The following is a 13298-nucleotide window of genomic DNA, read 5'->3' on the forward strand; positions in this document are numbered from 1 at the left end:
TATTGACTACCTCCGTCCCTGTTATTTGCCTTACTTGATGCTGCGCAGATGATTGGGCCGCTTCGGCGGGCCCGGCGGTCGCCGGTTCTTGAACGGCGGTTGGCCGCGCCAATAGCGGATCAGCAGCCAGCCGAACAGCATGCCGCCCAGGTGGGCGAAATGGGCCACGCCCGGCTGCCAGCCGGTGGCGCCCAGCATCAGCTCCATTGCACCGAACACGATCACGAACGTGCGCGCCTTCATCGGGATGGGCGGGAACAGCAGCATCACCCGCTGGTTGGGGAACAGCATGCCGTAGGCCAGCAGCAGGCCGAACACACCACCGGAGGCACCCAGCACCGTGGCCGGATCGGCCAGCATCATGCCGACCACCAACTGGCACAGGCCGGCGCCAGCGACACACACCAGGTAATAGGTCAGGAAACGCTTCTCGCCCCAGGTCTGTTCCAACGGCGCGCCGAACATGAAGAGCGCGAGCATGTTGAAGAACAGATGGCCGAAGCTGCCATGCAGGAAGCCATAGGTCAGCAGCTGCCAGGGCTGGAAGTTGCCGCCGGGCGAGAACGGATCGAAGCCGCCGCCCAGGGGCTGCAGCATGAAGGGCTCGAACGTGGCATTGCCGAGCAGGAACGGCTGCTGCAGCAGGAACAGCACGGCGTTGGCGATCAGCAACGCTTTGGTGACGGTAGGCAGGCGGGGAAACATGGGGGCATCCGTTGGAACTGCCTCCATCATAGCCGCAGCACCCCGCTGCGATCTGCGCGCCAGCGCCCGCGTTCAACCCGCAGGCAGCGTCAGCCCGGTCCCCACAGGGCGGCATCCAGATCGTTGGCACCGGCCACCTGCATTCCCTTGACCCGGCCGCGCTCCACCACCACGCCCTCGGCACGCAACCGCTGGCTCTGCTCCTTCCAGCCGGCCGAGCCTTCCGGCATCGCGATGCGGCCGTCCGAGCGCAGCACCCGGTGCCACGGCAGAGCTGGATCGTCATTCATGCCGAGCACGCGTGCGGTCAGCCGCGCCCTGCCCGGCAGCCCGGCCTTGGCGGCGACCTGGCCGTAGCCCATCACCTGCCCGCGCGGAATCGCATGGATCACCGCCAGGATCCGCGCCCGTGCCTGTGCGGCCGCGTCATCGCCCATGGCAGCGGCGTTCACGCGCGGACCCGGCTGACCAGCAGCACGCCGAGCAGGACCAGGGCCGTGCCGAGGATCTGCCACGTTCCCATGGGTTCGTCGAGCAGCCATAGACTCATCACGATGGTGGAGACCGGACCGAGCATACCGACCTGCGCGGCCAGCGACGAGCCGATCCGCTTCACCGCCAGCATGATCGCCATCACGGGCAGCACCGTGCAGACCGTCGCATTGATCAGCGACAGCCAGTACACCGGCGGGGGGGCCTGGCCCAGGGCGGACATCGGGTGCAGCACCGCGAAGTGCAGCACGCACAGCACGCAGGCTACGCAGCTGGCGTAGGCGGTCAGGCGGATCGCACCGATCCGCGCCACCACCTGGCCGCTGCCGAACAGATACAGCGCATAGCTCAGCGCGCTGGCGAACACCAGCGCACTGCCCAGCACGATGCGCCCGCCTTCCAGCTGCAGGTCATGGCCGAACGCCAGCAGTACGCCGAGGTAGCTGAGCACCAGCGCGGCCACCTGCCAGCGGCCGGGGCGCTTTTTCAGCAGGACCAGGCTGATCAGCAGCACCAGGGTCGGGTTCAGATACAGGATCAGCCGTTCCAGGGTGACGCTGATGTACTGCAGGCCCTGGAAGTCCAGCAGGCTGGACAGGTAGTAGCCGGTGAAGCCCAGCCACACCACCCGCCCACGGTCGCCCCAGGACAACGCCGGCGCGCGCCGTGCCGACCATACCGCCAGCACCGCGAACAACGGAAAGGCCATCAGCATCCGCAGTGCCAGCAGCGTGGTGGCATCCACCCCGTGCCGGTACGCAAGTTTGACGATGACCGCCTTGCCCGAGGCGGCAATGGCCCCGATCGCGGCCAAGGCGATGCCGCCGGCGGCGATGCGACTGGAGGACGTGGGGAGCGAGGAAGCGGGTGACGACATCAGGACGGCGAACAGCCGCACGGAGGCGGCTGGCAGCAGGTGGGGCGGCCATTGTCGCATGCTGGCGGCGGGTGTTTTGTGCCGGCAGACCCTGCAGGAACGGCGCTCCGAGCCTGTTTCAACGGCGGAAAGGGCTCGGCCGACCGACAGACCCTGCGCCTGCGGAAGGCTGTGCCGCTTCGTGCGCGGTTGCCACGCATGGCGTGGCACTACCTGGATCCCGGGCGCGGCTTCGGCGGCGACACGCCGCTGGCGCGCTTTCAGCGCATCAGTACGACTTCTTCTGCCGAGGTCGGATGGATCGCCACGGTGTCGTCGAACTGGGCCTTGGTCACGCCCATCTTCACCGCCAGGGCAAATCCCTGCAGGATTTCATCGGCGGATTCGCCCAGCAGGTGCACACCGACCACGCGCTCCTCCTCGCCCACGCAGACCAGCTTGAACACGCTGCGCTGGGTGCCGTCGGCCAGCGCCTGCAGCATCGGGCGGAAGTTGCTGCGGTACACGCGCACGTCGCCGTACTTCGCACACGCCTCCTCTTCACTCAGCCCCACGGCGCCGAGCGCCGGATGCGAGAACACCACGCTGGCCACGTTCTCATAGTCCATCTTCGCCTGGGGCTGGCCACCGAACAGGCGGTCCATCAGCTTGCGCGCCGCGGCGATCGCCACCGGGGTCAGGCCGACCTTGCCGGCGATGTCACCCACCGCGTGCACGCTGGGTACCGCGGTGGTCTGCCACGCATCGACCTCGACCTCGCCCTTGTCGCCCACCACCACGCCGACCGCCTCCAGCCCGAGATCGGCACTGTTGCCGCGCCGGCCGGTGGCAAAGAACACGGCATCGAATTGGCCATCCGCGGGTCCATCGTGCCCGAACGCCACAACGGCATCGCCGTCACGGCGCAGCTCGCGCAGGCGGTAGCCGAAGTGGACCTGCACGCCTTGATGGCGCAGATTCTCGGCAAGTTGCCCGGTGAGTTCCGCATCGAAGCGCTCCAGCAGGCGCTCGCCACGGACCAGCAGGGTCACGCGGCTGCCAAGGGCCTGCAGCAGCCCGGCCAGCTCGACGGCGATGTAGCCGCCGCCGACGATCGCGACGCGTTCGGGCGCGCTGCACAGGTTGAAGAAATCATCGGAGACCAGGCCAAGCTCGGCGCCGGGAATGTCCGGGCGCTGCGGATGCGCACCGGTGGCGATCAGGATGTGCGCGGCGCTGATGCGTACACCATCGCTGCATTCCACGGTGTGCGCGTCGACCAGCCGACCACGGCGCGGCACGCGCACCACCTTGTTCTCATCCAGGCGCTTGAGATAGCTGGCATGGATGTTGGCGATGTAGGCCTGGCGGTGTACCACCAGTTCTTTCCAATCCAGCGAGGGGCGTACCGGGACATCGAATCCCATCGCCGCGGCAAGGCCGATGCGTGCAGACAGATCGGCGGCCAGCCACATCGCCTTCTTGGGGACACAGCCGACATTGACACAGGTGCCACCGAGTTCGCCCGGCTCCAGCATCGCCACCCGCTGCCCATGCTGCGCAGCGCGGAAGGCCGCGGCCAGGCCGCCGGAACCACCGCCCAGCACGATCAGGTCATAGTCGTATTGCGTCGTCATTGGCATCGCTCAACTCGGTAAGGGGCAGGATCGATCGCCGGCGCGCGGGCAGTTGATCAGCTCTGCCATCAACCGCCGATGCCGCCGCTCATGCGCATTCCCAGCATGCCATGACCGACCGCGATCCAGACGTGAGGGGCTGGGCGCGACGGGGTCAGGTCCGGCGCAGCGGCGGCCACTGCAGATAGGTCATCGCGCGCCAGATCCACTCCAGCGGCCCGAAGCGGAAGCAGCGCAGCCACACATGGCTGATGCCGACCTGCAGCGCGAACAGCGCCAGCGCAAAGGGAATCTGCCACAGCCGGGGCATCGCCTCGAACGCGCCCAGTCCGTATCCATAGAACACCCAGGTGCAGACCAGCGACTGCCCGATGTAGTGGGTCAACGCCATCCGCCCCATCGCCGCCAGCAACTGCAGCCGCGCGCGCCAGTGCACGATCCAGGCCAGGTACCCCAGGCACATCAGCAGCCCGGCCAATGCACTCACGGCGTAGGCCACGCCACCGGCAAGATCCAGCGTGCCGGGGGCCTGGTACGGATGCCAGATTGCACTGCCCAGCATCAACACCAGGCCGACCGGCAGGGCGATCCAGCGCAGCCGCGCATACAGCCGCGCGAACCGTTCCGGCTCGGCCAGCGCGCCGCTACGGGCGAACCAACTGCCGATCAGGAACATGCCCAGCACTTCCGGACCGATCACGAAGATGCCCGAGAGCATCGCGCCGAGGTCGCGCAGGCGTTGGCCGACGGCCTCGCCCCACGTGCCGTGCGCGTACGCCTGCCGTTGCAGTTCGATCGTGCGCTGGGCCTGGGCGATGGCCTCGCGCAGCGGGTCCTGCGCGTGCTCCATGCTGGCCATCCAACTCATCAGTGCGCCCAGCACCAGCACCAGCCCGGCCGCGCCCAGGTAGCTGATCGCGCCCATCGCCGGCAGCCAACTGCGCGGCGCTTCGCGGCAGGCGAGCAACAGCAGCGAGATCAACGCGTAGATCACCAGGATGTCGCCGGACCACACCAGCAGCGCATGGCACAGGCCGATCAGCAGCAGGGCGGCGCTGCGGCGCAGATAGAACGGTGCGAACGCGCGGCCAGCCGTTTCGGCGCGCTGCGCCATGACGGAAAAGCCGGCCCCGAACAGCAGCGAGAACAGGGTGAAGAACTTGCCCTGGACCAGCACGTAGATCGCCGCGTCGGCCCAGTAGTCCGCGCCCTGCCAGTGCGGATCGATGCCGGTGAAGGACAGGTCCAGCGGACCGCTGAACGCCTCCATGTTCATCAGCAGGATGCCCAGCAACGCGAACCCGCGCAGGATATCGATGACGGCGATGCGCTCATGCGCGCCCACCGGCTGCAAAGGAGAAGAAGCTGCGTTCACAGGCAATCCGCTGACCAGGTCCGTCATTATGCCGTGCGCACGGCGGCCTGCCCCGGAAACGAAAACGGCCCGCCGAAGCGGGCCGTTGGATCAACGAGGGGGCGCAGCACTCAGTGCTGGTGGCCGCCGTCGCCGTGCACGTGGCCGTGCTCGATTTCTTCCTTGCTGGCTTCGCGCACGTCGACGATCTCGACGTTGAAGTGCAGGTCCTTGCCGGCCATCGGGTGGTTCAGGTCGACGTCGACCACGCTCATGCCGACCTTCTCAACGGTCACCGCGCGCGGGCCGAAGTTGGTCTGCAGCACGACCTGCTGGCCCGGGACCAGCTTGCTGGTACCGAAGTGCTTCTTGGGCACGCGCTGGGTCAGGCCTTCGCGGCGCTCGCCGTAGGCGTCGGTCGCCTTGACGTCCACCTCGAAGGTGGCGCCGGCTTCCTTGTCCATCATGGCGTTTTCCAGGCCGGGGATGATGTTGCCGTGGCCGATCAGGATCGCCAGCGGATCACGGTCCCTGGAGCTCTCGATCGGCTCCTGGCCCTGCTCGGCGACGGTGTAATGGAAACGGACGACGCGGTCTTTTTCGATCTTCATGCGCAACTCTGGTCTGGAGACTGCCGAGGGCAGACGGGTGAGGCGGGTTGTGGCCTGCCGGATACGCCGCCATCATGACGGCCTTCTAAGGTCGCGCATTATCCGGACAACATGCACATGACGCCAGTTTCGCGCCTGACCCGCCTGCCCGGCCACGTGGCCCTGCTGGCGATCATCGCCCTGCTGAGCGCCTGCGGCGGCGGCAAGACCACCCGCCCGGCCCCGCCGCCCGCCCCGGCCCAGGTCTGGCCCAGCGTCACCCCCAACGACCCGCAGGCCGCCAACTCGGTGCTGATGCGCGCGATCGGACTGGTCGGCACGCCCTACCGCTATGGCGGCAACACCCCCGAATCCGGTTTCGACTGCAGCGGCCTGGTCGCGTATGTGTACCGGGAAATGCTCGACCTGCGCCTGCCGCGGACCTCGCGCGATCTGGCCGCGGTGCAGGGGCCGAAGATCGACCCCAAACGACTGGCACCGGGCGATCTGGTGTTTTTCGGCGACAGGGGCAACGTCTTCCATGTCGGGATCTATGTGGGTGAAGGGCGCTTCGTGCATGCCCCGAGCACCGGGGGCACGGTAAGGCTGGACTCGCTCGGTGGCCCCTATTGGAAGGACCACTACACCGGCGCGAAACGCGTCCTTAACTAAGCTGAACAGGGGTAAGGTACAAATTTGTGACGCAAATCACATAGTTGTAAACGAAAAATTAACGGAATTTGTACCTAATCACTGCGCTTACACGGCATCATCACCCATCGTTTTTATTCAGTGACCGCCGCGTGACGACAGACGACCTGACTTGCAAAGGCCAGACCGCCGCAACCCGGCGACGTGCCCGACCCGCTTTCCTCGCTGCAGCGCTCTGCCTGGCCAGCCTTCCGGCCTGGGCGCAGTCCGCACCGACGATCGCCCCCGAAGCTTCTGCAACCCCTGTCACTGTTGCCCCCGATTCCTCCGCGCCGGCCAAGCCCAAGGCTGATGCGCCGGCCCGCAGCAAGGCCGATGCCGCTGCCAGCGCCACCCTCGCCGCCCTGCTTCCGCACCTGGCGGCCAACGACACCATCCCCCTCATGGACCGTTCGGCGATGTTCGCCGGCGATCTGAGCCGCCTGCTCGCCAATTACGATGCCAGCACCGGCGCGGTTACCGTGGCCGGCGACGCCGCCGAAAACGGCAAGGTCCAGTCCCTGCTGCGCCGTGCGATGACCCTGCTGGGCACGCCGTACCGTTGGGGCGGCACCTCGCCGGACAGCGGTTTCGACTGCAGTGGCCTGGTCGGCTATGTGTTCCGTACCGCGCTGGGCGTCGAGCTGCCGCGTGTCTCGCGCGAAATGGCCCATGACGGCGCCGCCCAGCTGATCAACGATCGCAACGCCCTGGCCGCTGGCGACCTGGTGTTCTTCGGCCGCAAGGGCCGTGTGGACCATGTCGGCATCTATGTGGGTGAAGGCCGCTTCCTGCACGCCCCGAGCACCGGCAAGGATGTCCGTGTGGACAGCCTGGTCAGCGGCTACTGGGGTGGCAAGTTCATGCAGGCCCGCCGCGTCGACCTCTGACCCGCCCTGCGGGACCACCGGATCGAAGGCCGCTGCCCTGCAGCGGCCTTTTTCGTTGGGCCGCGGCAGTGGCCGCTGACCGCCCCAACCCGCGTTCCCTTCTCTGTCACGGTCTTTTTCCCGACCGACGACGCGCCCGGCGCACACGTGCTGCGGCGGGGGACGGACCCGGACGTGGGGCGGCACGTCCGTGGCAACCGATCAGGCAGCAGATACCGCCCGCGATTCCTGTCGACAAGGTGACGCATGGCGGCTGTCCCCGATTTTCCTGCCCGGTGTGTGATCTGGTTTGGGCAACCCCTCGCGCTTGAACGGGCGACGCTGGCTGCGGCCGGCTGGCAGGTCCGCAGCGTGGCCCCCGAACAATGCGCCGGGATCGGCATGCGCGGCAGCGACCAGGTGGTCGGCCTTCTGGACCTGCGCACGGTGGTGCCGGCCAACCTGGCCCACCTGCAGCAATTGCTGGTCGATCACCGCCACATGAGCCTGCTGGCGCTGTTGCCTGCTGCGCCGCTGCGCTGCTCGCCGGTGCTCGATGCGCTGCTGGCGGCGTGCGTGGATACCTATGCCGCCCCGATCGACCTGCCGCGCGTCGTGCAGCGGCTGCAGCAGCTGGCCGGCGCCGAATCCCTGCCCGCCGCCCACGGCCCGCAGTCCCTGATCGGCGACAGCGCGGTGCTGCAGGTCACCCGTGCGGCCATCCGCAAGTACGCGCCGGTGGACCTGCCGGTGCTCATCACCGGCGAGACCGGGACCGGCAAGGAACTCGCCGCCCAGGCGCTGCATGCGCTGTCGGCACGGCATGCGCGCCCGTTCCTGGCAGTGAACTGCGGCGCCATTCCGGCTGCGCTGGTCCAGTCCGAACTGTTCGGCCATGAGCGCGGCGCCTTCACCGGTGCGGCGACGCGGCGCCTGGGCCTGTTCGAATCGGCCAGTGGCGGCACCGTGTTCCTGGACGAGATCGGCGACCTGCCGCTGGATGCGCAGACCAACCTGCTGCGGGTGCTGCAGGAAGGCACGGTCGAACGCGTCGGCAGCAACCGGCCGCTGGAGGTCGATGTGCGCGTGCTCGCGGCCACGCACGTGGATCTGGAGAAGGCGGTCGAACAAGGCCATTTCCGTCGCGACCTGTTCTATCGGCTCAATGTGCTGCGCCTGCCGTTGCCGCCGCTTCGTGAGCGCGGCAGTGATATCGCACTGCTCGCCCACCATTTCCTCAGCAGCTTCCGGCATCGCCATGTCACCCGCGCGCGCGGCTTCACGGCCGAGGCAGTGCAGGCGCTCGAACGCTTCGGCTGGCCGGGCAACGTGCGCGAGCTGCTCAATCGGGTGCAGCGTGCGGCGATCGTCAGCGATGCCGAGCTGATCACGGCGGCGGACCTGGAGTTGAGTCAGCCGCTGCTGGCCAGCACCGAACGCGGCCTGCACGGCGCAAAGCAGATCGCCGAACGCGAAACGCTGCTGCATGCACTGCGCCAGCACGATTTCAACGTCACCGCCTGCGCCCGTCACATGCAGGTCTCGCGGGTGACGGTCTACCGGTTGTGCCGCAAGCACCAGCTCGCGCTGCCCGAACTGCGTTGAGCCGCACGGCGCAGCGAGTGAGCGGGCGCGCTCACAGGCTGTACGGCACTTTGAAGGCCAGGGTGAAGTCCGGTGCATCCGGGGTCAGGCCGATACCCAGCAGGCTGACCAGGGTGGTTTTCTGGTTGAGCGCATAGGTGATGCCCAGGTTGAGCGTGCCTGCATTGGCGTCGCTGCCGATCACCTTCAACCACTGCCCGTTCTTGTAGCGCGTGGAGGCACGCGCGCTCAGCTTGTCACTGAAGGAGATGCTCAGGCTGGTGCGCTCATTGAACGCGAACGCCACGCCGGCGCCGAAGTAATAGGAGCCTCCAAGCTTCACGTCGCCCGGATTGGTGGTGTCCGGGTTGGCATCAATGTCATCGAAGCTGCGCGGGAAGGAATGGATGTAGCCGATGTTGGCGAACAGGATCGCCGGGTCGGCGGTCTTCACGGCCGACAGGCCGACGTTGGCCTGCCACACGCCGTTGCCGGTCGGTTGCTGCTCGGGCACGGCAAAGCGGATGAAGTCATCGTCATCGCGCTCGAGCACCTTCCAGTCCAGCCCGTACGGCGCCCGCCCGGTCGGCGCGGTCGCGCCCACGGTGAGCACGGTTTCGGGAAGCCGCCCGCGCTCGGCGAACAGCCGGTAGTTGGCGCTCAGGCCAACGTCGCCGATGCCGTTGCCCGTGGTCTCTTCCTGCGCGATGGCCGCGGCCGAGCCACCGGCACCGCCCTTCTGGAACACCGTCTTGCGCGCCAGGTACGGCACGTCCAGGTTCAAGGTCAGGCGCGGACTGATGCCCCAGCGCGCGGCCAGGTTGTAGGTCAGCGTGTCCGACTCCACGTTCTCGATGGCGATGTTGCCGAGGAAGATCGCATCCAGCGCCAGGAAGCCGTTGAGGCTGAGCTGCTTGCGGTCGTAGCGGGCGTAGGAAAGGCTGTTTTCAATCGTGAAGCGGCGGCTGAAGAGTGCGGCCTGCTGCTGTTTGACATCATCCACGCTGCGCCGCGACTCCTGCTTGGCCTGCTGCGCTTCGGCCGCCGAGCTGGCATAGCCATCGGCACTGGCCGGTGCGGCCGGGGTGCCCGCCGGCAGGGCCTGCTGCGGGGGAGGCGCGCTGGAGGCCACCGGCGCGGTCTTGCCGGTCAGCCGTGCCTGCATGGCCTGCACCTGCATGTCCAGTTCGCGCAGGCGACGTACTTCCTGCGCGTAGTTGGCCTTGAGGCTTTCCAGCTGCGCCATCAGTGCCTTGACGTCGGCCTCGTCAACCGGCGCAGGCTGTTGCGCCTGCGCCTGGGCGGACGCAGCCGCCATCAGTGCCAGCGCCGCCAGCGCCAGCGGTGTTGCGCGGATCATCGTGTGCATTGCCTTGGCCCACTGTTGTGTTGACGCTCCCCCTGCCGTGCCGATGGATCACTGGCCCGGCCCCATGCCTACCCCGCGTACCAGCGTCATCGCCTGCGCCACGTTCTGGTTGAGCGGCACGTTGTTGGCCATTGACTGCCTGACAAGGTCGATCTGCAGCCGGTTGGTGACCGATTGCCCATCACTGCCCAGCGCGATGCTCTGCCCGACGCTGCCGTTGCGGATCCACTGCTGGACCGCGCCGACACCCTCGATCTGCAACTGCACCTTGGCCGTGTTGCCTTCCAGTTGAGCCAGTGCACTGACCCCGCCCTGTTGCACGGTGGCCAGGTTCACGCCTTCGCCGGTGGGCGTTGGCGCGGTGCCATCGCGCACCGTCAGCTGGGTGGCGTTGCTGGCCAGGTTGCCGTCACCGGCGACCTGGATGCTCTGGCTCAGGCCGGCCACGTTCTGCAGGCCGCTGGCGTCCACGCTGCGCCCGGGTGTCACCGGCAGTGGCGCATCCGCAGCGGTGACACTCACGCTGGGCGCGAAGCTGATCTTCGGCGTGTTGCCGCCGTGGCTGAAGTCCATGCCCAGCTTCAGCGCGCTCTGTGCCGACTGCCCACCGGCGGTCTGCCATTGCGAGACCATGGTGACCCCGAACCACGCCACGGTGTTGCCACCAACGGTGTAGCGCCCACGCATGAGGTTCAATTCCGGATCGGGGATTTCGCTCAATCCCTTGCCGGGCCGGCTGTCGTCGGCATGTGCCGGTGCGATGCCCAGCAGGGCAAGCAGCACGATGCCGGGCGTCCAGGTTGCGATGTTCATGTTGCCTCCTTAAAACAGATCGGCATGGGTGAATCCGAAATCGACCAGTTCGGCGTCGGTGATCGGTCCCTGCCTGGCGTACAGCGAACGGGCACTCGGCCGTTCACCGGGCTGCAGCAGCACCGTGTTGCGATCGAAGTCACTGCCGATCACGACAAACACGGCGCGCGACGGCCACGCCTGGAGAAATTCGCTGACGGGAATGCTGCGGTTGCCCAGGATCGGGTCGGCCACATCCACCACATCGCCACGGACCTGCTTGAGGACCACGAAATGGCGGAAGCCCCGCACATCCATCAGCACCAGCCCGGGCACGCGCAGTGAGCGCAGGCGCTCTTCATTGACGCGGTAGCCGCGTCCACGCATGCCCATCGATTCGACATAACGCTTGATGTCCAGCAGCGAGAACCCGCGCTGGTGGACCAGTTGTGGATCCGAGACCCCCATCATCCCTTCGATCACCGTGCCCTCATCCGCCTCCAGGTGGTAGGCGTAGCGCAGGATCGTGGCCAGGGCTGCCGCGCCACAGCTGTAATCGGTGTGTTGCCTTACCACGTTGCGGAAGCGCCGTTCCTGCATGCTCTCCACGCGCTGGGTGAGCACCGCCCCGTTGGGCAGCACCCCGCTGAAGCCGATGTCGCCGGCCCGCACCAGGCCGATGGGCATCATCATCGACAGTGCCCAGGCCAGCATCCAGGTGCGCATACGTGTGGACATGGTCTACTCCGGCTCAGGAAGGAGCCCCTGCCCCAAGGGGGAGAAGGGACAGGGGCTCCCGGGGAGCCCGGTCATTGGCGGATGACCGGGTTTGTTGCGCTCAACGCATACTGCCTGCGAAAACGGACAACCTTCTTACTGTTCCGGACCGCCGCCGCCACCGCCGCCGGTGGAGGGCTGCGCAACCGCCAGGGCCAGGCTGTTGGCCTGCAGGTTGCCGGTACCGGAGGCCACGTTCACCCCGATGTTGCCGGAGGCGCCGGAGAACGCACTGCCGGACAACGCCGCGGTGTTGGTCGCATCCACGTTCACCCAGCGGGTGGTGGAGACGGTGCCGCTCAGGCTCGCGTAGAGATCGGCCACGCCCAGTTCGACGAACTGGCTGGTGCCGCGCTCATCGGTATCGAAGGCAATGCCGCCCACGCCCGGACGATTCGGGTTGGCGGTGGCATTCTGGATATCGCTATCCAGATCGATGTGACCGTTCGCGCTGCCGCTCGGGTGATCCAGCGCGCCGCTCCAGCTGTCCAGGTAGTAGTTGTCTTTCTGGTAGGCACTACCCGTGCCGCTGTAACGGCCCGCCCCCACTGCCAACGTGGCGCCGGCGACGCGACCACTCAGGTTCACGTCCACGGTGTCGGTCATCGACTGCAGGTAGCCGGCGTTGCTGACGGTGTTGCCGGAGGACACCTGGTTGGAGCTGATGCTCGAGGTCGCATAGGCGCTGGTGGCGACCGATGCGGCGAGCGCGTTCTTCTGCTCGTTGTTGTTGCCGGAAGCGACGTTGGCGCCGATGTTGCCGGACGCACCGCTGAAGGCATTGCCACCCAGGCCCGCAGCGTTGGTCACGCCGGAGTTGATCGTGGTGTTGCCACCGCCGAACTGGTTGACGAAGACTTCCGCATCGGCCATGCCGAAGCTGAAGGAGGCATCGGCGGCGGACAGCGAAGCGGCGTTGTCCTGCGCGTTGTTGTCACCGGCAGCAACGTTGAAGCCCAGGTTGCCGGAGGCATCGGCACCGACGTCGTCGGCGATCGAGGCGCTGTTGGTCACCAGGCTGTTGCCGGCCAGATTGTTGGTGACCGACTGGCGGTTGTCGATGACGGCGATGGCGGCCGAATCGATGTCGATCGAGCCGGTGATTTCCGGATCACCCGAGAAGCTGATGTCCGAGCTCAGGCGCAGGTCCTTTTCAATGTTGACGTCGACGCCGTGGTTGTTCTTTTCCTGGCGCTCGTCAGCCTGGATGTTGCTGTTCTTGTTGACGTTCTCGGTGACGTTGCGGTTGCTGGTCACGTTGCGGTTGCTGGTGACGTTGGTATTGCTCGTCACGTTGTCGTTGATGGTGGTGTTGGTGGTGCTGTTGTTGTTGCGGGTGTTGTTCCAGGTCCGGTTCCAGGTGCGCGAATCGGTATCGGTGTTGGTGGTGGTATTGGTTTCGGTGTTGGTATCGGTGTTGGTGTTGGTGCGCGTTTCAGCCACGTTGTGCAGGTGGTTGATGTTGGCGCTCTGGTTCTGGTTGTCGCGGTCATTGCCCCAGCCATTGGCGCCGGCGGAGGCGGATGCAGCGGCGACGGCGATGGCCAGTACGGTCCGTTTCATGTTGGTGTTCATGGTGCCCT

Annotated in this window: 13 protein-coding genes; 3 read left to right on the top strand and 10 right to left on the bottom strand. The window is 66.9% G+C overall.

All coding sequences use genetic code 11. The features are described 5' to 3' along the window. Positions 1 to 30 precede the first annotated feature (30 nt). From ORK51_RS14535 to ORK51_RS14560, 6 genes are all read right to left on the bottom strand, one after another. Positions 31 to 705, bottom strand: coding sequence for a rhomboid family intramembrane serine protease (locus ORK51_RS14535; protein WP_070425611.1), 675 nt, complete (start codon positions 703 to 705; stop codon positions 31 to 33). Between the two features lie 89 nt (positions 706 to 794). Then, positions 795 to 1142, bottom strand: coding sequence for an MGMT family protein (locus ORK51_RS14540; protein ID WP_266085447.1), 348 nt, complete (start codon positions 1140 to 1142; stop codon positions 795 to 797). A gap of 11 nt (positions 1143 to 1153) precedes the next feature. Further along, a complete protein-coding gene (locus ORK51_RS14545; protein WP_026069690.1) occupies positions 1154 to 2074 on the bottom strand; it encodes a DMT family transporter in 921 nt (306 codons plus the stop codon). Between the two features lie 260 nt (positions 2075 to 2334). Next, a complete protein-coding gene (gorA, locus tag ORK51_RS14550; protein ID WP_070425612.1) occupies positions 2335 to 3690 on the bottom strand; it encodes a glutathione-disulfide reductase in 1356 nt (451 codons plus the stop codon). A 154-nt stretch (positions 3691 to 3844) separates the two neighbouring features. Further along, positions 3845 to 5092 carry a DUF418 domain-containing protein gene (locus ORK51_RS14555; RefSeq protein WP_266085378.1) on the bottom strand — a complete coding sequence of 416 codons (1248 nt, stop codon included), beginning with the start codon at positions 5090 to 5092 and terminating at the stop codon, positions 3845 to 3847. A gap of 83 nt (positions 5093 to 5175) precedes the next feature. After that, positions 5176 to 5655 carry an FKBP-type peptidyl-prolyl cis-trans isomerase gene (locus tag ORK51_RS14560; RefSeq protein ID WP_019182632.1) on the bottom strand — a complete coding sequence of 160 codons (480 nt, stop codon included), beginning with the start codon at positions 5653 to 5655 and terminating at the stop codon, positions 5176 to 5178. Positions 5656 to 5766: 111 nt separating this feature from the next. Here ORK51_RS14560 and ORK51_RS14565 point away from each other — a divergent pair, with 111 nt between their 5' ends. From ORK51_RS14565 to ORK51_RS14575, 3 genes are all read left to right on the top strand, one after another. Continuing rightward, positions 5767 to 6306, top strand: coding sequence for a C40 family peptidase (locus ORK51_RS14565; RefSeq protein WP_070425614.1), 540 nt, complete (start codon positions 5767 to 5769; stop codon positions 6304 to 6306). Positions 6307 to 6437: 131 nt separating this feature from the next. Continuing rightward, a complete protein-coding gene (locus ORK51_RS14570) occupies positions 6438 to 7214 on the top strand; it encodes a C40 family peptidase (RefSeq protein ID WP_429000683.1) in 777 nt (258 codons plus the stop codon). A 246-nt stretch (positions 7215 to 7460) separates the two neighbouring features. Next, a complete protein-coding gene (locus ORK51_RS14575; RefSeq protein WP_266085382.1) occupies positions 7461 to 8798 on the top strand; it encodes a sigma-54 interaction domain-containing protein in 1338 nt (445 codons plus the stop codon). Positions 8799 to 8829: 31 nt separating this feature from the next. Here ORK51_RS14575 and ORK51_RS14580 read toward each other — a convergent pair whose 3' ends face one another. The 4 genes from ORK51_RS14580 to ORK51_RS14595 form a co-directional block, all read right to left on the bottom strand. Next, positions 8830 to 10146, bottom strand: coding sequence for a hypothetical protein (locus tag ORK51_RS14580; RefSeq protein WP_019182628.1), 1317 nt, complete (start codon positions 10144 to 10146; stop codon positions 8830 to 8832). Positions 10147 to 10194: 48 nt separating this feature from the next. Continuing rightward, on the bottom strand, positions 10195 to 10959 hold the full coding sequence (locus tag ORK51_RS14585) for a hypothetical protein (RefSeq protein WP_070425615.1): 765 nt from the start codon (positions 10957 to 10959) through the stop codon (positions 10195 to 10197). Positions 10960 to 10968: 9 nt separating this feature from the next. Next, on the bottom strand, positions 10969 to 11664 hold the full coding sequence (locus ORK51_RS14590) for a C39 family peptidase (protein ID WP_266085451.1): 696 nt from the start codon (positions 11662 to 11664) through the stop codon (positions 10969 to 10971). A gap of 147 nt (positions 11665 to 11811) precedes the next feature. Further along, positions 11812 to 13290, bottom strand: a complete 1479-nt coding sequence (locus ORK51_RS14595; protein ID WP_429000684.1) for a FapB/FapC family functional amyloid domain-containing protein — start codon at positions 13288 to 13290, stop codon at positions 11812 to 11814. Positions 13291 to 13298 lie beyond the last annotated feature (8 nt).

Source organism: Stenotrophomonas sp. RIT-551, assembly GCF_026241915.1.
Classification (GTDB): domain Bacteria; phylum Pseudomonadota; class Gammaproteobacteria; order Xanthomonadales; family Xanthomonadaceae; genus Stenotrophomonas; species Stenotrophomonas bentonitica_A.